The organism is Pseudomonas sp. LBUM1643 (genome assembly GCF_059716215.1).
The window spans coordinates 4366248-4385442 of record NZ_CP166813.1 but is presented as its reverse complement, the minus strand read 5'-3'; the positions used below and the strand labels follow the sequence as shown (position 1 = coordinate 4385442).

The window sequence follows — 19195 nt, the reverse complement described above, 5'->3', positions numbered from 1 at the left end:
GATGCGAGTGTGGTTTTTGAGTGCTGGCCTGGCCTTGATGTGCATGGCCCAGAACGCAGCGGCGGGTACAGTCCTGATCGTTGGCGATAGTATCAGCGCCGGTTTCGGCCTGGATACCCGGTTGGGGTGGGTGTCTTTGCTTGAGCAGCGGCTCAAGCGCGAAGGTTTCGACGATAAGGTGGTCAATGCGTCCATCAGTGGCGACACCAGTGCCGGGGGCCAGGCACGCCTGCCAGCGCTGCTTGCAGAGCATAAACCCGAGCTGGTGATCCTCGAGTTGGGTGGCAACGACGGCTTGCGCGGGATGCTGCCAACGCAATTGCAACAAAATCTTGCGTCGATGATCGACAGCTCCCGCGCCAGTGGAGCGAAAGTGTTGCTGCTCGGCATGCAGTTGCCGCCCAATTATGGTGCTCGTTACACAAAGGCATTTGCCGAGGTCTACGGCAATGTGGCAACCGAGAAAAAAATCCCCTTGGTACCGTTTTTTCTTGATGGCGTAGGCGGTCATCCGGACCTGATGCAAGCCGACGGTCTGCACCCGGCGGCAGGGGCGCAGGACAAGTTACTGGAAAATGTCTGGCCGGCACTGAAACCGCTGCTTTGACGCTTTTCTAGTCGCGATGTTTCGGCTAAGGTGGCGCCCCCTATTTGGAGCCCCCGATGCCGCGTCCCGCCTGGTCACTTTTCGCCTATCAACTGATCGAGCCTGACGAACAGCTGGATCTGTTCGCCTGCCAGGAAGTGCGCGTACATCTGGTGACCCGGCAGCTGGAGTTGGGTGGTTCCGCAGACCGAACGTTGTGTGGCAGCCTGTTGCCGGCTCAGCCTCGCTGGTCGAGCGTTGACCGCCGGGTGTTTCAGGATCAGCGCCTGTGCTCGCTGTGTCGCGCCATTCTTGAGTCGCAAAAACGCGGTACCTCGCCGATCTGGCCGGAATTGCGGTTCGAGCTTTAATCTGCAGCCAGCCGTCGATCAGTTTCCTTGCAGGGGCAGTCCGGCTCCCGCTGAAAGCGGTATGCGTTCGAAACGTCCTGCAATCCATAAAGTTTCCAGCATTGACGCGCTCTATCGGTGCGTCTCCCCGAATACCGAAACGCCGGTGTACAATCCCGTTTTTATACCCATGTCGATCATGCGAAGGATTTTCCGGATGTTGCCGCGCTTTCCCGCCGTCACCCGCTGCCTGACTCTTGCCGCTCTGTGTGCGGCGGGTCCCGTTGCAGCATTGGAGTTGCCTCTCCCGCCACCTGGTGAAGACATCATCGGCCAGGTGCAAGTGATCAAGGCCAAGTACGAAGACACCTTCGCCGACCTTGGTACCACCTACGATCTGGGCTATTCGGAAATGGTCGCGGCCAACCCGGGTGTCGACGCCTGGTTGCCCGGTGCCGGCACCGAAATCATTTTGCCAACACGTTTCATCCTGCCGCCAGGACCTCGTGAAGGCATCGTGATCAACCTGGCTGAATACCGTCTTTACTACTACCCGAAAGGCCGGGACGTGGTTTACACCTTCCCGCTGGGGATTGGCCGTGAGGGCTGGGGCTCGCCTATCGCCCACACGACCATCACCGCCAAGACGCCTAATCCGACATGGACCCCTCCAGCGTCGATCAAGGCCGAACACCTGGCAGACGGTGATCCGCTGCCAAACGTGGTGCCGGCAGGCCCGGACAACCCCCTGGGGCCGTTCAAATTCAATCTGGGCACTCCTGGCTACCTGATCCATGGTTCGAACAAGAAGTTCGGTATCGGCATGCGTACCAGCCACGGTTGCTTCCGCATGTTCAACAACAATGTGCTGGAAATGGCGGGCATGGTGCCGGTGGGTACGTCGGTACGCATCATCAATGATCCGTACAAGTTCGGTGTAAGCGCGGGCAAGGTCTATCTTGAGGCACACACGCCGCTGGACGATAACGGCAACCCGTCGGTCGTCGACAAGCACACTGCCGTGATCAACGCGATGCTCAAGCGTGAGGACATCACCAACAACCTGCGCATGAACTGGGATGTGGTGCGTGATGTGGTCGCCGCTGAAGATGGCTTGCCAGTGGAAATCGCTGTGCCCAATGGTGCTGCGCCGATGGTGACAAGTACACCGGTTGATTTGCAGCAGTAACGGCTAAAAGGACCCGCCGACGTTAGCCACGTCGGCGGGTTTTTTATTGCCCGTAGAAAACTGCGGGCAATAAAAAAGCCGACCCATAAATGGGTCGGCTTGATAACAATCCCGAAGGACTATTACTTGCGGCTAGCTTTGTCGAGCATGCGCAGAGCGCGCTCGTTAGCTTCGTCAGCAGTCTGTTGTGCTTTTTGAGCAGCAGCCAGAGCTTCATCAGCTTTACGGTAAGCTTCGTCTGCACGAGCCTGGGAGCGAGCTGCTGCGTCTTCAGTTGCAGTCAGACGTGCTTCGGTTTCTTTCGATGCGCTGCTGCAACCGGTAGCCAGAACTGCGGCCAAGGCCAGAGCAGAGAATTTCAGAACGTTGTTCATCGTGTTCCCCTTCAAGGACTTTCTATTAAGTAGCTGTCTCCTCAGAGTGAGGAAATAGCCGGCGTACATACTACCCATTACTTGTAGTAAGTAAACTGACGTGTAGCAAGAAGCAAAAAAAATTGTAGGCGTTGATTCTTTTTCGAGCAACTTTTAACTGCGCTGTTTAAAAAATATCCAGCTGCAAGCCCCGATCTGAGCGATCCGCCCAAAAAAAGTTCCCGTTCGCGAAGCCTGTTTTTTCGGTCTCGGGTAAAGTCTGTCTATATCATTTCGTCTACACTTTTGTTCGCGAATTGAGCAGCGCTTCTCAACTCTTTCTGCTAGTTCAGGTGACTTTAAGAAGGGGCGCTCGTCTTAAGTCTCAACATCCGGCAATGTTCAGGCCATCGACCCTGTAAAATCTGTGGTCGAGAAGTCACTGCACCACCCGGAGCCGCACCCGCCAACCTGCGTGATGACGAGCGCACCTTGAGCATTTTTGCCATTGGTGCCTACTATTTAGACGTGCCCGGTTGCGCGAGATTGGTGCAGCTCTTCTCGGTGTCCATTCAGGCACGGGGTGGCGTAGATGTTCCTTCGCCGGAAAAACATCGGTAAGGTAGGGGTCAGAATTCAAGACCCGCGAGGAGTAGTGATGAGCGAGGCGTTGTCCATCCACCATGACCAGGCTGGTCATCAGTTCGAGACCAATGTGGACGGTCATCGTGCCTACCTGACCTATATGGATCTGGGAAAACAGACCCTGGATATTTATCGTACCTTTGTGCCGAACGCGCTACGGGGTCGTGGCATTGCTGCGGCATTGACCGAGCAGGCGCTGCAGTACGCCGAGGAAATGGGCTACACCGTCATTCCGTCGTGCTCCTACGTGGAGCGCTACATGGAGCGTCACCAGCGGCATGCGGCCAAACTGAGTCAATGACGTTTCAAGAATCGAACGCATAAAAAAACGCCGGGTTTAGCCCGGCGTTTTTTTGTCTGCGTTTTTTGCGTACAGAAGTGGCGATCAACCGCGATCGCGTTTCGGCAGCACATCCTTGAGCTTGGCATGCATGCTGCGCAAGGTGGTTTCGGTGGCGGACCAGTCGATGCAGGCATCGGTGATCGACACACCGTATTGCAGGTCGGCGAGGTCTTTGGGAATCGCCTGGCAACCCCAGTTCAGATGACTCTCAACCATCAGGCCGATGATCGACTGGTTGCCTTCGAGGATCTGGTTGGCGACGTTTTCCATCACCAGCGGTTGCAGGGCCGGATCCTTGTTGGAGTTGGCGTGGCTGCAATCGACCATGACGTTCGGCTTGATCTTCGCTTTGTTCAACGCTTGCTCGCAGAGTGCAACGCTGACCGAGTCATAGTTCGGCTTGCCATTGCCGCCGCGCAGCACGACGTGGCCGTAGGCGTTGCCCTTGGTGGTCACGATCGATACGCCACCTTCCTGGTTGATACCCAGGAAACGGTGCGGGCTGGAAACCGACTGCAGCGCGTTGATCGCTACGGTCAGGCCGCCATCGGTACCATTCTTGAAGCCGACAGCCGAGGACAGGCCGGAGGCCATTTCACGGTGAGTCTGGGATTCGGTGGTGCGCGCACCGATGGCCGACCAGCTGATCAGGTCCTGCAAGTACTGCGGAGAGATCGGGTCGAGGGCCTCAGTCGCGGTAGGAAGGCCCATCTCCGCCAGGTCCAGCAACAGCTGACGGCCGATGTGCAGGCCATCCTGGATCTTGAAGGAGTCGTCGAGGTACGGGTCGTTGATCAAACCTTTCCAGCCGACGGTGGTGCGTGGCTTCTCGAAATACACGCGCATGACCAGATACAGGGTATCCGACACTTCAGCGGCGAGGACCTTCAGGCGCTCGGCGTATTCGTGGGCAGCCTTGATGTCGTGGATCGAGCAAGGCCCGATGACAACAAACAGGCGGTGATCGGTGCCGTCAAGAATGTTGCGAATGACTTCGCGACCCTTGGTGACGGTGCGCAGGGCAGCGTCGCTCAGAGGGATATCACGCTTGAGCTGATCAGGAGTGATCAGCGTCTCGTTGGAAGCGACGTTTAGGTCGTTGATCGGTAAATCAGCCATCGTTTACTCGTCAGGTCACGGGTGCCGGCCGCCAGCGAACCCGCGCGGCGGAGCACAGCAAATTAAGCGCGTCGGGGAGCGGAACCTTAGCGCGTTACACCGTGGCTCGACAATGGGCAGACGCCGGTTTTAGGGGCATTCTCCACTAATTGATAATGTCCGCTAATCCCCCACAGCCTGAGCAAATGCCTTGTGAACGGTGTCGTGGGAAAACTCGTCGGCGTGCTGTTGGACCCATTCGAGGGCCAGGGCTTGCGATTCCTGCAGGCCACTTTGGGCGTCATGCAGGCGGCAATATCGCTCGATCTGACACACCTGCTCACCCATCCGGGCGCTGAACAGCATCTGTTCATCGACAAAGGCAATCCCCACCAGATAGCCTCGCTTGCGTCGCAGGCACCAGGCCACGTAACCCAGATAGCGCAAGTCGGGGTTCAAAGTCGGCATGCGCACCTCCAGCGCCGTGCCGTGGCGCCAGGCACGGTGGTAATTGCAAGCCATGCCCCCGAGGCTGATAGTGTGCAGCCGTTGCCGCGATATACATTCATGCTTGAGCAACGTTAATTCGACGGGCACATCGTCAGGGTGAGGAAGAAAACGTCCCATGAACACGGACTCCATGTGTCGGCCAGCTGACATTGTTTCCCCCAGTATAGTGGTCGAATCGGAACTGACCGATTTCGATGCTGACCAACGGCTGCTGGCGATGAGCGGAGTTTCGCTGGTGATTTTTACCAGCGTGGGCTGCGCCAGCTGTCGTTTCGCCCGAGCGCAATTGCCGAAACTGGATCTGGCGGTCGATCGACTGTGCTGGATTGATGCCGGCAACAATGGCGGCTTGGTGGAGCGGTATCAGGTCTTTCATTTACCGTCGCTGTTTGTGGTGCGCGACGGTGAGTTTTTTGGTGCATTGCAATCGCGCCTGACGACCACTGAGCTGAACGACGCCGTGGCGCAGGCGCTCACGAGAACAGCAGAGGAGTTGCCATGATGGGGGCAGTTGTCAAACCGACAATCGGCATTATCGGTACCGGTGCGATCGGCGGGTTTTACGGAGTGATGCTGGCCCGTGCCGGTTTCGATGTGCACTTTCTGTTACGCAGTGAGTTTTCCGCCGTGACGCAACGCGGGTTACAGGTCAACAGCGCGCAACACGGTGCGCTGACGCTCGATCCGGTTCAGGCCTACTCCTCGGCCGCCGACATGCCACCCTGCGACTGGTTACTGGTGGGCGCCAAAACCACTAGCAACGCCGATCTGGCGCCGGCGATCATTCAGGCCGCAGCACCGAATGCCAAGGTGCTGGTGTTGCAAAACGGCCTTGATGTGGAAGACAGCCTGCGCGAATGTCTCCCCGATGCGCTGCACGTACTCGGCGGCTTGTGTTACATCTGCGTCCATCGCGAGGGCCCAGGTGTCATCACTCATCAGGCGCTTGGCGCGGTGAACATTGGCTATCACAGTGGTCCTGCCACCTCGGAGCAGTCGCGTTCGGCGATCTCGGAGGAGGGCGCCGACCTGTTCCGCGCCGCCGGCATCGACTCCCAGCCAATGCCGAATCTGCACCAGGCCCGTTGGCAGAAGCTTGTCTGGAACATTCCCTATAACGGTCTGTCGGTCCTGCTCGGGGCAAGCACGACGCCTCTGATGGCCGATACCGACAGCCGCGAACTGATCAAGGCGCTGATGACAGAAGTGGTTCATGGCGCGATCGCCTGTGGCCACCAGGTCCCGCAAGGCTATGCCGAACACCTGTTCATGATGACCGAAAAGATGCCCGACTACTGGCCGAGCATGTACCACGACTTCCTGCACAAGCGACCGCTGGAGCTCGCCGCGATCTATGCCCGGCCCTTGGCGGCAGCGAAGGCGGCAGGTTGCGAGATGCCGCGCATCGAAGCCTTGTTCCAGAGTTTGAGTTTCATCGATCGACGTAACCGTTGAGTCGATCTACCAGAGGGGAAGGGCATGGCGAAAACTATCGACGATAAACTGGTGCTGGCGATTTCTTCGCGGGCACTGTTCGACCTGAGCGAAAGCCACAAGGTCTATCTGTCCAGCGGTGTCGAAGCCTACCGGCAATATCAGATCGAGCATGAAGACGAGATTCTCGAGCCCGGTGATGCATTCCCGCTGGTGCAAAAACTCCTCAACCTCAACACCCATCTTGGTCGCGCCCGGGTCGAAGTGATCCTGGTGTCACGCAACAGTGCCGATACCGGTTTGAGAGTGTTCAACTCGATCCACCACTACGGCCTGGCGATTTCCCGCGCGGCGTTTGTCGGTGGTCGCAGTCCCTATCCGTATCTCAAAGCCTTTGGGTGTGACCTGTTTCTGTCGACCCATGCCGAAGATGTTCGCAGTGCGCTGGACGCCGGATTTGCGGCGGCGACGATTCTGTCAGGCGGTGCCAGCCGAGCGGCCAGCGACGAACTGCGCATCGCCTTCGACGGTGACGCGGTGCTGTTTTCCGATGAATCGGAACGTGTCTATCAATCCGGTGGCCTTGAAGCCTTTCAGGCCAGCGAGCGCGAATCGGCCCGCGAGCCTTTACGCGGTGGGCCGTTCAAAGGGTTTCTGGCGGCCCTGAACTTGTTACAGCGCGAGTTCCCGGACGATGCCTGTCCGATCCGCACGGCGCTGGTAACGGCACGCTCGGCACCGGCCCATGAAAGGGTGATCCGCACGTTGCGTGAGTGGGATATCCGTCTCGACGAATCACTGTTCCTCGGGGGGCTGACAAAGTCGGCGTTTCTCGAAGCGTTTGCCGCCGACGTGTTTTTCGACGATCAGGCCGGCCACTGCGAGTTGGCCCGCGAAGTAGTCGCCACGGGTCACGTGCCTCATGGCATAAGCAACGAGCAAAAGGTTTAAGTCCACGGTTCAACGCGTTACACCGGACGTCGTACTCGCCAAGGCACTGCTAAGCTGAATCAATCTCCGCCATGTTGGCACTTGAGGAGGTCATATGATTCGGTCGATGCTGTATGCCACTGACCTCGGCCTGTACGCACCGTTGGTGATGCAGCATGCCTTGGCGATGGCGCGCACATTCGATGCTGACCTGTATGTGGTGCATGCAGTAGAGCCGATGGGATTGTTCGCCGAGTCGGTGCTGCAGAGCTACCTTGATGAACAGGCATTAAGCGATTTTCACAGTCAGGGCCTGAACACGGTGATTGCCAATATCGAGCAGCGGGTGCTCGACAGCTTTCGCGAAGAGTTGGGGGATGAGGGGGATCAGGACCTGGCGCGAATCAAAGCGGTACGGGTGATACAGGGGGATCCTTCACAGGTGATTCTCGACCAGGCACAGAAACTCTCTGTGGATTTGCTGATCGTAGGTAGTCACAGCCATGGCGCCGGCGCGGAGACACCTCTGGGCCGGACTGCTGCGCGGGTATTACAGCTGGCGAGGGTGCCCGTCTATCTGGTGCCGCTGGTTGAGCGTCGTCGTCAAGGGGATCGCTAGTACAGGAATACTGGCACTTTGATGAAAAAGTTCTAGATTTATTCTTCAAACCATTAATATAGTTATATACCGTCGCTGATGCCCGTGGCGTCTACCTGCTTTGAGGGATACATATGAAGCTTCAACAATTGCGCTACATCTGGGAAGTGGCGCACCACGACCTCAACGTTTCCGCTACAGCCCAGAGTCTTTACACCTCGCAACCGGGCATCAGTAAACAGATCCGACTGCTGGAAGATGAACTTGGCGTCGAAGTCTTCGCGCGCAGTGGCAAGCATCTGACCCGCGTTACCCCGGCCGGCGAACGCATTATCACCACCGCTGGCGAGATCCTTCGCAAAGTTGAAAGCATCAAGCAGATCGCCCAGGAATTCTCCAACGAGAAGAAAGGCACCCTGTCGATCGCTACCACTCACACCCAGGCGCGTTATGCACTGCCGCCGGTGATCAGCAATTTCATCAAGCAATACCCTGATGTGGCCCTGCATATGCACCAGGGGTCGCCGATGCAGATCGCCGAAATGGCCGCTGACGGTACCGTGGATTTCGCCATCGCCACCGAAGCCCTGGAGCTGTTCGGTGATCTGGTGATGATGCCGTGCTACCGCTGGAACCGCTGCGTCGTCGTGCCTCAGGGGCACCCGCTGACCAAAGTATCGAAACTTACGCTTGAAGCGTTGGCCGAATACCCGATCGTCACTTACGTGTTCGGTTTCACCGGTCGCTCGAAGCTCGATGAAGCCTTCAGCCATCGTGGCCTGACGCCAAAAGTGGTGTTCACCGCCGCTGACGCCGACGTCATCAAGACCTACGTCCGTTTGGGGCTGGGTGTCGGCATCGTGGCGAAAATGGCGGTCGACGCCAAACTCGACAGCGATCTGGTGATGCTTGATGCCAGCGACCTTTTCGAATCCAGCATTACCAAGATCGGTTTCCGTCGTGGCACGTTCCTGCGCGGCTTCATGTGCGACTTCATCGAAAAGTTCGCCCCGCACCTGACGCGCGAAGTCATGGCCAAAGCCATTCAGTGCCACAACAAGCAGGAACTGGAAGAGCTGTTCGACGGCGTCGAACTGCCGGTTCATTAATAGGGTTTTGCAGCCTACACCACCTCGGTAACAGCAAACTGTTGCCGAGCACCCGCCACCAGAATCTCCACATCATCGCCTTCGAACTTGCCCAGCAGGCATTTGCCCAAAGGCGAGCGAGGGGTGATGACCGTGATCAGTTGCCCCACCAGATCGACTTTCAGTCCAGCGGCGTCGGGCGCCAGAAACAACCACTGCTCACGACCTTTCTCGTCTTCCAGGCCCAGCAGGGCGCCGACTTCAATGCCCCGTTGATCGTCATAGGGGCGCAATGTCAGGTTCTGGCACAGCGTCAGTGAATGCCTGATTTCCTCAACGCGCTTGGCCTGGCCGGCAGCAAGATAAGAAGCCTCCAGACCCAAGGTGTCGTATTTGTTTTCAGCAATATTTTCTTCGTGAGTCGCAGTTTCGTAGGCGGTTTGCGCGGCACGCTCGGCGATGTCGAGATCGACGCGCAGCTTGTCGAGAATCAGTTGGTGGACGATCTTCTTGTTCATGTTCAATCGCAAAATTGCTGGACGTTGGCGCGGCTTTTTTCGCTGGGCGCATTCTGGTCTTGTTGCAGCCAGAACTGGCATTTCGGATTGGCCAGATTACGGCTGCTGCCACGCGCCTGATCGAGCCGTTGCTGCTGCTCGTTTTTGCGCAGGTTTTCTTCGTACTGTTCGAACAGCGGGCTCTGCGCAGGAATGTCCGGCCGTGGCTGCAGTTCCATTTGCTCTGGCACGGGCGGTTTGACCCAGTGCTCGACAGCGGAGGTGACAGGGGCCAGTTGCTCCGGAAAAAACAGGCGCGAGGCAAGCCAGCAGGTCAGCGCTATGGCGATAAATCCCAGCCATAATCCCAGGGCGATGCTGCCGCTCAGTTTCAGCATGTTGAGCTGTATCGAAATCAGGCGGCGGGTGGCGGGACGGTAGGGCATGGCTGCCTCCTGGCGATGATTGCGGGCGAGCGGCGATTGTCGCATGAAGATTAATCGGCGTTGGCTCTTCTGCACGGAGTAATTTATGCGGACAATCGGCGCCTTTGCCAACGGGAGCCTGGAATGTCTGAAATGAAAACCCGCTGGGATATTTTTTGCACCGTGGTCGACAACTTTGGCGACATCGGTGTGACCTGGCGCCTGGCTCGACAGTTGGTGGCCGAGCACGATGTGGCTGTGCGTTTATGGGTTGATGATCTGCGCGCCTTCGAGCGCCTGTGCCCTGACATCGACGTCGCGCGTTCGCAACAATGGCAGCAAGGTGTCGAGGTTCGACATTGGCCCGCCGACTGGCAGCCTGCCGAATCCGCCGATGTGGTCATTGCCGCATTTGCCTGCCAATTGCCGAGCCCTTACATGGATGCCATGGCCACTCGGGAAAAACCGCCATTGTGGTTGAACCTCGATTATCTGAGTGCTGAAGACTGGGTCGTTGGTTGTCACGGCTTGCCGTCGGTCAAATACAAGAACGTGCAGAAGTTCTTTTTCTTTCCGGGGTTCCGCAAGGGGACCGGCGGTTTGCTGCGTGAAAGCGGGTTGCTGGAACGGCGTAAGCAATTTCAACAAAATTCTGAGCAACAGCGAACCTTTCTGAAAGGCTTGGGGGTTGATCGCGTCCCGGGAGCCCAGTTGATCTCGTTGTTTGCCTACGAAAATACCGGGCTTGCGAGTTGGCTCGACGCCATGGCGAGCGATGCGACGCCCACGCATCTGCTGGTACCGGAAGGGCGGATTCTCGGTGACGTGGAGCGCTGGCTCGGTGTCGAGGGGTTGATGGCCGGTGCCGTGCACATGCGCGATGCGTTGACGATCCAGGTGCTGCCATTCGTCAGGCAGGATCAATACGACCTGTTGCTGTGGTGCTGCGACTTCAATGCCGTGCGGGGTGAAGATTCATTCGTCCGCGCCCAATGGGCGGGGCGGCCATTGCTCTGGCACATCTACCGGCAAGACGAGGATATTCACCTCGACAAGCTCGAAGCGTTCCTCGCTCTGTACACAAAGGGCCTGTCGGCGCCCGCCAGCGACGCGATCAGCGGCCTTTGGCGCGCCTGGAATTCCGGTGAGAAAATGACCGACCACTGGCAATCCACCCGTAAACACGGGCCAGAGCTAGAAAAACATGCGCAAGCGTGGTGTCTGGAACAGGCCTTGCAGGATGATCTTGCCGCAGCGCTGGTACAGTTTTATGTAAATTGGATATGATACGCGGCCTAGATTTTTGTAAATCCCATCCAAATTCGGATATTCGCAATGAAAACTGGTAAAGAACTGAAACCCGGTACCGTGATCCGTCTCGAAAACGATCCATGGTTGGTTCAGAAAGCTGAATTCACCAAGTCTGGTCGTAACAGCGCGATCATGAAGACCAAGCTGAAAAACCTGCTGACCGGTTACAAGACCGAGATCGTTTACAGCGCTGACGACAAGCTGGACGACGTGATCCTCGACCGCAAAGAAGCGACCCTGTCCTTCATCAGCGGCGACACCTACACGTTCATGGACACCACTGACTACACCATGTACGAGCTGAACGCTGAAGACATCGAAGCCGTTCTGCCTTTCGTTGAAGAAGGCATGACCGATGTTTGCGAAGCGATCTTCTTCGAAGAGCGCCTGGTATCCGTAGAGCTGCCGACCACTATCGTGCGCGTCGTTGACTACACCGAAGGTTCGGCTCGTGGCGACACGTCCGGCAAAGTGATGAAGCCTGCCAAGCTGAGCAACGGTACCGAGCTGCAAGTTGCTGACTTCATCGAAATCGGTGACAAGATCGAAATCGATACCCGCGATGGCGGTTCCTACAAAGGCCGTGCCAAATAAGCACAGCTTCAGGAATGAAAAAGCCCGACCATTGAGTCGGGCTTTTTTGTGCCTGCAAGGTCAACAGATCGCAGCCTCGTTTCACTCGACAGCTCCTACAGGACTACCCGGATTTCCTGTAGGAGCTGTCGAGTGAAACGAGGCTGCGATCTTTCGCTTTACCGCGCTTAAACCGTTACATGCAAACGCACGTCGACGTTGCCACGGGTCGCATTGGAGTAAGGGCAGACTTGGTGCGCGGCTTCAACCAGCGATTGCGCATCGGCTTGTTCCAGGCCTGGCAGACTGATGTGCAGGTCGATGTCCAGACCGAAACCACCAGGAATCTGGCCGATGCCCACATGGGCGGTGATCGAGGCGTCGTTCGGGATGGTGCGTTTGGTCTGGCTGGCCACAAACTTCAGTGCGCCGATGAAGCAGGCGGAGTAGCCGGCAGCAAACAGTTGCTCAGGGTTGGTCGCCGCGCCGCCCGCACCGCCGAGTTCTTTCGGGGTGGCCAGTTTGACATCGAGAATGTTGTCGCTGGACACCGCACGACCGTCACGGCCGCCAGTGGAGGTAGCAATTGCAGTGTAGAGAGTTTGCATGGTGAGAGCCTCGATCTGGATTGACTGTTTGCGCTAAATGTTTGCGCGCTAAGTAAGTGCGAGATAAATGTATCTCGCTAATATTTAGTGCGCAAGATAAATTTTTGAGAGAATTTCCCTTCGACGAAGCCGTGAGACGCAGAGCGGTGCAATAGAGCGGTTTAAATGCCAAGAGCACCACAAAACAAAAGTGGGAGCGAGCCTGTTCGCGATGGCGGTATGACAGGTACATGATGTGTTGACTGACTCACTGCCATCGCGAGCAGGCTCGCTCCCACAGGTGACTCGGTAGGGCGAGGGTTTAGAGACTGTCCTGCAAATGCCGACGCAATGCCTGCAAATCCGCCTGCAGCTTCTGCAATTGCTCCAGCGGCTGCCCACTGGCGCCGAGGATGCACTGCGGAACATCACGCGCCTTTTCCCGCAGCGCGCGACCTTGCTCCGTCAGTTCGACAATCACCACCCGTTCATCTTCACGACTGCGCGTACGACTCAGCAATCCCTCGACTTCCAGGCGTTTGAGCAGAGGCGTCAACGAGCCAGGATCGGTCAGCAGGCGCGTGCTGATTTCACCGACGGTCAACCCGTCACGTTCCCACAACACCATCATCGCCAGGTACTGCGGATAGGTCAGGCCCAATGCTTGCAGCAGCGGCTTGTAGACCTTGGTCATCATCAGCGACGTGGAATGCAGGGCGAAGCAGACCTGATTATCCAGCAGCAGGTGGTCACAGTTATCGGGAGTGGTGTGTTTTTTGGTCATGTCGAAGCCTTGATCAATGATCGTCATGAATCTAGCGGGCTAATCTTTAATGCGCCAGATAATTCTCGGCTAGTGCCGTTCCAGGTTTTTCTGAAGCGCCAGATCCCACGGCGGGATTGGACTGAACCGGCTCTTGAGATACTCCAGCAGCAGTCGGCTGCGTGGATTGGGTTGTTGCTCCAGGCGTAACGCATAAATCCCGGTGCTTTCCGGCTCGGGCAAACCGTTGTCGCAGAACAAGGGCAGCAACTCGCCGCGCACGAGGTATTCGCTGGCCAGCCAGGTAGGCAAGTGCGCAACGCCAAGCCCGGCAAGCGCGCCGCAGACCAATGCTTCGGCATTGTTTGCGCTCATACGGATACGCGCGGGGCGATGCACTTGCAGCTGGCCGTTGCGTTCAAATCTCCAGGCGAACAGTGGCGCCAGACCCTCCCAGTCGAGACCGTCATGTTCAACCAGTTGCGCCGGCTCACTCGGTACGCCCCGGCGCTTCAGATAATCGGGACTGGCGCAGGCGATGCGCACCATGCTCGCCAATGGCGTGGCCACCAAACGCGTATCGGCCATTTGCCCGGCACGCAGTACCAGGTCGACTTTGCCCAGGTTCAGGCCCTGCATGTCGACAAAGCTGTCGATCAGGTGCAACTGCACATCAAGGCCCGGATAGAGCATCAGGAAGTCGGCAATCACCGGGGCCAGGTGCCGACGCCCGAACGCGGCCGGCGCATCAATCCGGATCAATCCTTCCGGCGCACTGCTCAGGGAAACCGCTTCCGCCCTGGCGAGGCGTAACTCCGCCACGATCCGCCGTGCACGTTCGGCAAAAGCCAGGCCTGCCGGTGTCGCACGCACAGCGTGGGTGCTGCGGATGAACAATTGGCTGCCGACGGCGTGTTCCAGGCTGTCGATGCGCCTCGCCACTGCGGAGGGCGTCAGCGGATAACGGCGGGAGGCGGCGGAAAAGCTGCCGGTTTCCAGCACATCAAGAAACATCCCGAGCTGTTCGGTCAATTGATTTGGGTTCATGAGCGTTGCTTATGCGAAGTTGGCACAGCCATTGTGCGTTGCTGTGCGTTTCACTGCCAGCAGTGACTGCGTAGGATGAGCCTTCTGACAGGAAGGGAAATCGGCCGTGATCGAGTTTTTGATATACCTGGTGTTTGGCGCTGCCCTCGGTACGCTGGGTGGTTTGTTCGGGATTGGCGGCGGCTTGATCGCGATTCCGCTGTTGGGCGTGCTGTTCGGTCTCGACCAGCAAATTGCCCAAGGCACGGCGCTGGTCATGGTCGTACCGAACGTGATGCTGGCACTGTGGCGTTATCACCAGCGCAACCGAATCGAACTGCGCCACGCTTTGCCGCTGGCGTCGATGGGATTCTGCTTCGCCTGGCTCGGTTCGATCTGGGCAGTGGGCATTGATGCGCAAACCATGCGCATAGGATTCGTCGCCTTTCTGATTGCCCTGTCGGCTTACAACCTGGTGCGCATGTTCACCGCTAACGCACCCGCGTCGTCGCAGATGCGTTACTCCTGGCCGTGGCTGGGTATCCTCGGCGCTGCGTCCGGCTCCATGGGCGGGCTGTTTGGCGTCGGCGGGGCGGTTGTGGCAACTCCGGTGTTGACCAGTCTGTTTGGTACAAGCCAGGTGGTTGCCCAGGGTTTATCGCTGGCACTGGCGTTGCCAAGCACTGGCGTGACGTTGGTGACGTACGCCGTGCACCATCAAGTCGACTGGATGATCGGCGTGCCGCTGGCCGTCGGTGGCCTGATGAGCATCAGCTGGGGCGTGAAGATCGCCCACGCCATGCCGGAGCGGCTGCTACGCGGGCTGTTTTGCGCCTTCCTGGTGCTGTGCGCGGTGATGCTCGCCTTTAAAGTTTGAAGCCTTCGACGATGTGTTCGGCCAGGCTTTCAGTGATCGGCGACGGATTGTGCAGGTTGCGCACCAGCATGATGCTCGCCTCGGGCAGCTCCGGCAGGCCCTCGGCTTCACCCAGAATGCGCATGTCCGGCGTGATCAGGCTTTCCAATTGTGCGGTGACGGCCAGGCCGGCGCTGACCACCGCCATGATCGCCGACAGGCTGGAGCTGTTGTACGCGACCCGATAATCCCGGCCCATGGCGTCCAGCGCATTGCAGGCCCACAACCGGCAGAAGCAATCACTGTTGAACATCGCCAAGGGCAACGGCGTTTGCTCATGGGCGCTGAAACATTGCGCTTCGGCCCAGACAAAACGCTCCTTGCGCAACAACTGGCCGATCTCGTTGCCCGGCTCGCGGGTGACGATGGACAAGTCGAGGTCCTGGCGCAGCAGCAATTGTTTTGATGATTCGCAATGGACCTCGATCTGGATCAGCGGGTAGGACTGTGCAAACCGCCGCAGAATCCCCGGCAGAAACCGCATCACATAATCGTCGGGCGTGCCGATACGCACCATGCCGACCATGTGCGGTTCACGCAGCGTGTTGAACACCTCGCTGTGCAACTTGAGGATGCGCCTGGCATAACCCAGCAATACCTGGCCTTCAGCCGTCAGCCGCACCTGGCGACCGTCGCGCTGGAACAACTGGCGCTGCAACACATCCTCTTCAAGCCGCTTCATCTGCATGCTAACGGCAGATTGCGTGCGGTTGACCAGCTCCCCTGCACGGGTAAAACCACCTTGGTCGGCAATGGCGACGAAGGTGCGCAGCACTTCGGTGTCGATACTTGGGAAGGCTGACATACATCAATCTCCGAGATGTGTTGCATAAGAAACATTCGTTGGATTGATCTTAGCGACAGCGCGACACTTGAGCCATCCCAAACGGAGGGCAACAAGATGAAAGGTCAAAACGAAGTCGTAGCGGCAGAAAAACATTCCATCCATGTCGTATCTGATTTGCTGCACAAGTTGACTCGCTGGTACGAATTGCACCGTGAACGTGAACTGTTGGCGGGTATGAGCGACGAGGCGCTAAAGGACATCGGCCTGAGTCGTGCAGATGTCGAGCACGAAGTGGTCCGTCCATTCTGGGATGACCCGATGCACAAATGAGTCATTCACAACTACACAAACCCTCTTCCGGTGAGGTAGGTTGCGAGCAGACAAGGAGATGCTCATGCCCGCAACACTGTCCTTCTCCATCAAACAGGCTCGGCGTCTGGCGCTGGCTGCCCAGGGATTCAACGGGCGCCAGCCGCCAGCGACGATCAAGGCGACGCAGCTCAATCGCCTGATTGAACGTCTGGGCATTCTGCAAATCGATTCGGTCAATGCGCTGGTGCGTTCGCACTACCTTCCACTGTTTTCCCGCCTCGGCAACTACTCCTCCGACTTGCTCGACCAGGCTGCCTGGAGTCAGGGCCGGCGACGCACGCTGTTCGAATACTGGGGCCATGAAGCCTCGCTGCTGCCCTTGTCGATGTACCCGTTGATGCGCTGGCGGATGCTGCGCGCGACCCGTGGCGAGGACATCTATCAGCAACTGGCGCGGTTTGGTCGTGAGCAACAGGACACGATCCGCCGGGTGTTGGCTTCGGTTGAAGAGCTTGGCGCGCTGGGTGCCGGCAGCCTGTCGACTCGCGAAGAGCGGGCCGGACCCTGGTGGGACTGGAGCGCTGAAAAGCATGCGCTGGAATGGTTGTTCGCTGCAGGTGAAGTGACCGTAGCGGGGCGACGTGGATTCGAACGGCTTTATGATCTGCCGGAAAGAGTGATCCCCTCGGCGATTCTCCAGCAACCTGTCCTTGAGGAAGCGGCGGCCCAGCGGGGGCTGTTGCTGCATGCCGCGACTGCCTTGGGCGTGGCGACGGAAAAGGATCTGCGCGATTACTTCCGGCTGAGCCCGGGTGATGCTCGCCCGCGACTTGCCGAACTGGTTGAGGAGGGGGTATTGGTGACCTGCGATGTGCAGGGTTGGCGGCAACCGGCCTACTGCCTGCCCGAGCCCAAAGTGCCGCGCAAGATCGAGGCCAGTACGTTGCTTTCACCCTTCGATTCACTGATCTGGGAGCGCAGCCGCACCGAGCGGTTGTTCGACTTTCGTTATCGACTGGAGATTTACACGCCGCAGGACAAGCGGGTGTACGGTTATTACGTGCTGCCGTTTTTGCACAACGAAAGGATCGCGGCCCGGGTGGATCTGCGCGCGGAAAGGGCCTTGGGGCGATTGGCGGTGCACGCGGTACACGAGGAAGAGCCGGGGCTGGATGACGAGGGAATGCGGGCTTTGGCGATGAATTTGCGGCGGATGGCGGATTGGCTGGGGCTGGCGCGGGTGCAGTTGAATTGTCAGCGGGTGAGTGCGGCCAGGTTGCGGGTAGCATTGGCTGCGATTGAGGGTGCCTGAGCTGGCCTGATCGCTAGCAGGCTAGCTCCCACAGTTGATGCGTTTGGCGGAACCACGCGGTCAACATGTGGGAGCTAGCCCGCTAGCGATTGTTTCAAAGTGGTTTACCGCCGGACTTGTTTCAACGTCTCGGCAATCAGAAACGCCAATTCCAGCGACTGGTCGGCATTCATCCGCGGATCGCAATGGGTGTGATACCGGTCCGACAAACCGTCCTCGGTAATCGGCCGCGCGCCACCGATGCACTCGGTCACATTCTGCCCGGTCATCTCGATGTGGATGCCGCCTGCGTAAGTGCCTTCCGCCTGGTGAACCTGGAAGAACTGCTTCACCTCTCCAAGAATCTGCGCAAAGTCGCGAGTCTTGTAGCCGCTGCTAGCCTTGATGGTATTGCCGTGCATCGGATCGGAGCTCCAGAGCACCTGCTTGCCCTCGCGCTGCACGGCGCGGATCAACGCAGGCAGATGATCACCCACCTTGTTCGCGCCCATCCGGGCAATCAGGTTCAGACGTCCTGGATCATTGTCCGGGTTGAGCACGTCGATCAGACGAATCAGATCTTCGGGGTTCATGCTTGGCCCGACCTTGACCCCGATCGGGTTATTCACGCCCCGCAGGAACTCGACATGAGCGCCGTCGAGCTGACGGGTGCGGTCGCCGATCCACAGCATGTGGGCCGAGCAGTCGTAGTAATCGTTGGTCAGGCTATCGCGACGCACGAAGGCTTCTTCGTAGTTCAGCAGCAGCGCTTCGTGGGCGGTGAAGAAACTGGTTTCGCGCAGCTGTGGCGAGCTGTCCATGCCGCAGGCGCGCATGAAGGCCAGGGTTTCATCGATGCGATCGGCCAGGTGGCTGTATTTTTCAGCCAGCGCCGAGTTGGCAATGAAGTCCAGATTCCACTTGTGCACCTGGTGCAGGTCGGCAAAGCCGCCTTGGGCAAAGGCCCGAAGCAGGTTCAAGGTAGCCGTGGACTGGTGATAGGACTGGAGCAAGCGCTCCGGATCCGGCACACGACTCTTCTCGTCGAAACCGATGCCGTTGACGATGTCACCGCGGTACGCCGGCAAGGTCACGCCGTCGATGGTTTCGTCGTTGGCTGATCGTGGCTTGGCAAATTGACCGGCCATGCGTCCGACCTTGACCACCGGGCATCCGGCGGCAAACGTCATGACGATCGCCATTTGCAGCAGCACTTTGAACGTGTCGCGAATCTTCGCGGCGGAGAACTCGGCGAAGCTCTCGGCGCAGTCGCCGCCCTGCAACAGAAACGCGCGGCCCTGGGTTACCTCGGCAAACTGACGGCGCAACTCCCGGGCTTCACCGGCAAACACCAGTGGCGGATAGCTGGCCAGCGTTTGCTCGACGTGCAGCAAATGCGCCGCGTCGGGGTAGTGGGGTTGTTGCTGGATCGGCAAGGCGCGCCAGCTGTCAGGACTCCAGGGTTGGCTCATCACGGTCTCGGTTGGTTTACGCTCGGACCTTCATGTTATCAGCAATTAATGCGTGACCTGTTCCCGTTGCTTCGCGGACAATCGCGCCTTTGCCGCTTCAAGCTGCGGCAG

Annotated in this window: 24 protein-coding genes; 14 read left to right on the top strand and 10 right to left on the bottom strand. The window is 58.2% G+C overall.

The annotated features are described in order from the left end of the window. Position 1: 1 nt before the first annotated feature. The 3 genes from ACA063_RS19765 to ACA063_RS19755 all read left to right on the top strand — a co-directional run bounded on the left by ACA063_RS19765 (position 2) and on the right by ACA063_RS19755 (position 2125). Positions 2-607, top strand: coding sequence for an arylesterase (locus ACA063_RS19765; RefSeq protein WP_194692400.1), 606 nt, complete (start codon positions 2-4; stop codon positions 605-607). A gap of 56 nt (positions 608-663) precedes the next feature. Next, positions 664-957, top strand: coding sequence for a hypothetical protein (locus tag ACA063_RS19760; RefSeq protein ID WP_003226812.1), 294 nt, complete (start codon positions 664-666; stop codon positions 955-957). A 196-nt stretch (positions 958-1153) separates the two neighbouring features. Further along, the gene (locus tag ACA063_RS19755; RefSeq protein ID WP_497663031.1) at positions 1154-2125 is read left to right on the top strand and encodes a L,D-transpeptidase family protein; all 972 of its coding nucleotides are present in this window, start codon (positions 1154-1156) and stop codon (positions 2123-2125) included. Positions 2126-2247: 122 nt separating this feature from the next. Here ACA063_RS19755 and oprI read toward each other — a convergent pair whose 3' ends face one another. Beyond that, positions 2248-2499, bottom strand: a complete 252-nt coding sequence (gene oprI, locus ACA063_RS19750; protein ID WP_003199355.1) for an outer membrane lipoprotei OprI — start codon at positions 2497-2499, stop codon at positions 2248-2250. Between the two features lie 637 nt (positions 2500-3136). On the opposite strand from oprI, the gene ACA063_RS19745 reads away from it, so the two are divergent. Next, entirely contained in the window at positions 3137-3424 is a 288-nt protein-coding gene (locus tag ACA063_RS19745) for a GNAT family N-acetyltransferase (RefSeq protein ID WP_020800382.1), read from the top strand. Positions 3425-3508: 84 nt separating this feature from the next. Here ACA063_RS19745 and ACA063_RS19740 read toward each other — a convergent pair whose 3' ends face one another. Both ACA063_RS19740 and ACA063_RS19735 read right to left on the bottom strand, forming a co-directional pair. Beyond that, positions 3509-4585 (bottom strand): 3-deoxy-7-phosphoheptulonate synthase, encoded by a 1077-nt coding sequence (locus ACA063_RS19740; protein ID WP_497663030.1) that lies wholly within the window; start codon positions 4583-4585, stop codon positions 3509-3511. Between the two features lie 162 nt (positions 4586-4747). Next, positions 4748-5191, bottom strand: a complete 444-nt coding sequence (locus ACA063_RS19735) for a PilZ domain-containing protein (RefSeq protein ID WP_497663029.1) — start codon at positions 5189-5191, stop codon at positions 4748-4750. Here ACA063_RS19735 and ACA063_RS19730 point away from each other — a divergent pair. The 5 genes from ACA063_RS19730 to cysB all read left to right on the top strand — a co-directional run bounded on the left by ACA063_RS19730 (position 5190) and on the right by cysB (position 9145). After that, positions 5190-5576: a thioredoxin family protein gene (locus ACA063_RS19730; RefSeq protein WP_194692397.1), complete on the top strand. Its 387-nt coding sequence runs from the start codon at positions 5190-5192 to the stop codon at positions 5574-5576. The two genes, ACA063_RS19735 and ACA063_RS19730, sit on opposite strands and share 2 nt — an antisense overlap. After that, the gene (locus ACA063_RS19725; RefSeq protein ID WP_497663028.1) at positions 5573-6529 is read left to right on the top strand and encodes a putative 2-dehydropantoate 2-reductase; all 957 of its coding nucleotides are present in this window, start codon (positions 5573-5575) and stop codon (positions 6527-6529) included. The genes ACA063_RS19730 and ACA063_RS19725 overlap by 4 nt, the downstream gene beginning before the upstream one ends. 24 nt (positions 6530-6553) lie before the next feature. Next, positions 6554-7459, top strand: a complete 906-nt coding sequence (locus tag ACA063_RS19720; RefSeq protein ID WP_162437520.1) for a 5'-nucleotidase — start codon at positions 6554-6556, stop codon at positions 7457-7459. Positions 7460-7553: 94 nt separating this feature from the next. Continuing rightward, positions 7554-8057 (top strand): universal stress protein, encoded by a 504-nt coding sequence (locus ACA063_RS19715; protein ID WP_497663027.1) that lies wholly within the window; start codon positions 7554-7556, stop codon positions 8055-8057. 113 nt (positions 8058-8170) lie between these two features. Continuing rightward, a complete protein-coding gene (gene cysB / locus ACA063_RS19710; RefSeq protein WP_010461327.1) occupies positions 8171-9145 on the top strand; it encodes an HTH-type transcriptional regulator CysB in 975 nt (324 codons plus the stop codon). 14 nt (positions 9146-9159) lie between these two features. On the opposite strand, the gene ACA063_RS19705 is transcribed toward cysB, so the two are convergent. Together ACA063_RS19705 and ACA063_RS19700 are read right to left on the bottom strand one after the other, a co-directional pair. Further along, positions 9160-9642 (bottom strand): GreA/GreB family elongation factor, encoded by a 483-nt coding sequence (locus tag ACA063_RS19705; RefSeq protein ID WP_497663026.1) that lies wholly within the window; start codon positions 9640-9642, stop codon positions 9160-9162. A gap of 2 nt (positions 9643-9644) precedes the next feature. Next, positions 9645-10067, bottom strand: coding sequence for a hypothetical protein (locus tag ACA063_RS19700; RefSeq protein WP_497663025.1), 423 nt, complete (start codon positions 10065-10067; stop codon positions 9645-9647). A gap of 123 nt (positions 10068-10190) precedes the next feature. Between ACA063_RS19700 and earP the strand changes: the two genes are divergently transcribed. Together earP and ACA063_RS19690 are read left to right on the top strand one after the other, a co-directional pair. Further along, complete coding sequence (gene earP / locus ACA063_RS19695) at positions 10191-11333, top strand: elongation factor P maturation arginine rhamnosyltransferase EarP (protein WP_497663024.1); 1143 nt, start codon at positions 10191-10193, stop codon at positions 11331-11333. A 48-nt stretch (positions 11334-11381) separates the two neighbouring features. Next, the gene (locus ACA063_RS19690) at positions 11382-11951 is read left to right on the top strand and encodes an elongation factor P (RefSeq protein ID WP_162437515.1); all 570 of its coding nucleotides are present in this window, start codon (positions 11382-11384) and stop codon (positions 11949-11951) included. 167 nt (positions 11952-12118) lie between these two features. Here ACA063_RS19690 and ACA063_RS19685 read toward each other — a convergent pair whose 3' ends face one another. From ACA063_RS19685 to ACA063_RS19675, 3 genes are all read right to left on the bottom strand, one after another. Beyond that, positions 12119-12538, bottom strand: coding sequence for an organic hydroperoxide resistance protein (locus tag ACA063_RS19685; RefSeq protein WP_123406683.1), 420 nt, complete (start codon positions 12536-12538; stop codon positions 12119-12121). Positions 12539-12839: 301 nt separating this feature from the next. After that, positions 12840-13301: a MarR family winged helix-turn-helix transcriptional regulator gene (locus tag ACA063_RS19680; protein WP_497663023.1), complete on the bottom strand. Its 462-nt coding sequence runs from the start codon at positions 13299-13301 to the stop codon at positions 12840-12842. 69 nt (positions 13302-13370) lie between these two features. Next, positions 13371-14327, bottom strand: a complete 957-nt coding sequence (locus tag ACA063_RS19675; protein ID WP_497663022.1) for a LysR family transcriptional regulator — start codon at positions 14325-14327, stop codon at positions 13371-13373. Positions 14328-14433: 106 nt separating this feature from the next. On the opposite strand from ACA063_RS19675, the gene ACA063_RS19670 reads away from it, so the two are divergent. After that, entirely contained in the window at positions 14434-15183 is a 750-nt protein-coding gene (locus ACA063_RS19670) for a sulfite exporter TauE/SafE family protein (protein WP_497663021.1), read from the top strand. On the opposite strand, the gene ACA063_RS19665 is transcribed toward ACA063_RS19670, so the two are convergent. Beyond that, positions 15173-16027: a LysR substrate-binding domain-containing protein gene (locus tag ACA063_RS19665; protein WP_162437511.1), complete on the bottom strand. Its 855-nt coding sequence runs from the start codon at positions 16025-16027 to the stop codon at positions 15173-15175. The genes ACA063_RS19670 and ACA063_RS19665 overlap by 11 nt on opposite strands. 96 nt (positions 16028-16123) lie before the next feature. Here ACA063_RS19665 and ACA063_RS19660 point away from each other — a divergent pair, with 96 nt between their 5' ends. Together ACA063_RS19660 and ACA063_RS19655 are read left to right on the top strand one after the other, a co-directional pair. Next, positions 16124-16339: a YjiS-like domain-containing protein gene (locus ACA063_RS19660; protein ID WP_490147364.1), complete on the top strand. Its 216-nt coding sequence runs from the start codon at positions 16124-16126 to the stop codon at positions 16337-16339. Between the two features lie 64 nt (positions 16340-16403). Beyond that, complete coding sequence (locus tag ACA063_RS19655) at positions 16404-17633, top strand: winged helix-turn-helix domain-containing protein (protein WP_497663020.1); 1230 nt, start codon at positions 16404-16406, stop codon at positions 17631-17633. A 104-nt stretch (positions 17634-17737) separates the two neighbouring features. On the opposite strand, the gene ACA063_RS19650 is transcribed toward ACA063_RS19655, so the two are convergent. Next, entirely contained in the window at positions 17738-19084 is a 1347-nt protein-coding gene (locus ACA063_RS19650) for a class II 3-deoxy-7-phosphoheptulonate synthase (RefSeq protein WP_497663019.1), read from the bottom strand. Positions 19085-19195 lie beyond the last annotated feature (111 nt).

Bases quoted from the DNA above. Each gene is read 5' to 3' on its own strand.
- ACA063_RS19765 (WP_194692400.1), top strand. From the start codon at position 2: ATGCGAGTGTGGTTTTTGAGTGCTGGCCTGGCCTTGATGTGCATGGCC.
- ACA063_RS19760 (WP_003226812.1), top strand. From the start codon at position 664: ATGCCGCGTCCCGCCTGGTCACTTTTCGCCTATCAACTGATCGAGCCT.
- ACA063_RS19755 (WP_497663031.1), top strand. From the start codon at position 1,154: ATGTTGCCGCGCTTTCCCGCCGTCACCCGCTGCCTGACTCTTGCCGCT.
- oprI (WP_003199355.1), bottom strand. From the start codon at position 2,499: ATGAACAACGTTCTGAAATTCTCTGCTCTGGCCTTGGCCGCAGTTCTG.
- ACA063_RS19745 (WP_020800382.1), top strand. From the start codon at position 3,137: ATGAGCGAGGCGTTGTCCATCCACCATGACCAGGCTGGTCATCAGTTC.
- ACA063_RS19740 (WP_497663030.1), bottom strand. From the start codon at position 4,585: ATGGCTGATTTACCGATCAACGACCTAAACGTCGCTTCCAACGAGACG.
- ACA063_RS19730 (WP_194692397.1), top strand. From the start codon at position 5,190: ATGAACACGGACTCCATGTGTCGGCCAGCTGACATTGTTTCCCCCAGT.
- ACA063_RS19735 (WP_497663029.1), bottom strand. From the start codon at position 5,191: ATGGGACGTTTTCTTCCTCACCCTGACGATGTGCCCGTCGAATTAACG.
- ACA063_RS19725 (WP_497663028.1), top strand. From the start codon at position 5,573: ATGATGGGGGCAGTTGTCAAACCGACAATCGGCATTATCGGTACCGGT.
- ACA063_RS19720 (WP_162437520.1), top strand. From the start codon at position 6,554: ATGGCGAAAACTATCGACGATAAACTGGTGCTGGCGATTTCTTCGCGG.
- ACA063_RS19715 (WP_497663027.1), top strand. From the start codon at position 7,554: ATGATTCGGTCGATGCTGTATGCCACTGACCTCGGCCTGTACGCACCG.
- cysB (WP_010461327.1), top strand. From the start codon at position 8,171: ATGAAGCTTCAACAATTGCGCTACATCTGGGAAGTGGCGCACCACGAC.
- ACA063_RS19705 (WP_497663026.1), bottom strand. From the start codon at position 9,642: ATGAACAAGAAGATCGTCCACCAACTGATTCTCGACAAGCTGCGCGTC.
- ACA063_RS19700 (WP_497663025.1), bottom strand. From the start codon at position 10,067: ATGCCCTACCGTCCCGCCACCCGCCGCCTGATTTCGATACAGCTCAAC.
- earP (WP_497663024.1), top strand. From the start codon at position 10,191: ATGTCTGAAATGAAAACCCGCTGGGATATTTTTTGCACCGTGGTCGAC.
- ACA063_RS19690 (WP_162437515.1), top strand. From the start codon at position 11,382: ATGAAAACTGGTAAAGAACTGAAACCCGGTACCGTGATCCGTCTCGAA.
- ACA063_RS19685 (WP_123406683.1), bottom strand. From the start codon at position 12,538: ATGCAAACTCTCTACACTGCAATTGCTACCTCCACTGGCGGCCGTGAC.
- ACA063_RS19680 (WP_497663023.1), bottom strand. From the start codon at position 13,301: ATGACCAAAAAACACACCACTCCCGATAACTGTGACCACCTGCTGCTG.
- ACA063_RS19675 (WP_497663022.1), bottom strand. From the start codon at position 14,327: ATGAACCCAAATCAATTGACCGAACAGCTCGGGATGTTTCTTGATGTG.
- ACA063_RS19665 (WP_162437511.1), bottom strand. From the start codon at position 16,027: ATGTCAGCCTTCCCAAGTATCGACACCGAAGTGCTGCGCACCTTCGTC.
- ACA063_RS19660 (WP_490147364.1), top strand. From the start codon at position 16,124: ATGAAAGGTCAAAACGAAGTCGTAGCGGCAGAAAAACATTCCATCCAT.
- ACA063_RS19655 (WP_497663020.1), top strand. From the start codon at position 16,404: ATGCCCGCAACACTGTCCTTCTCCATCAAACAGGCTCGGCGTCTGGCG.
- ACA063_RS19650 (WP_497663019.1), bottom strand. From the start codon at position 19,084: ATGAGCCAACCCTGGAGTCCTGACAGCTGGCGCGCCTTGCCGATCCAG.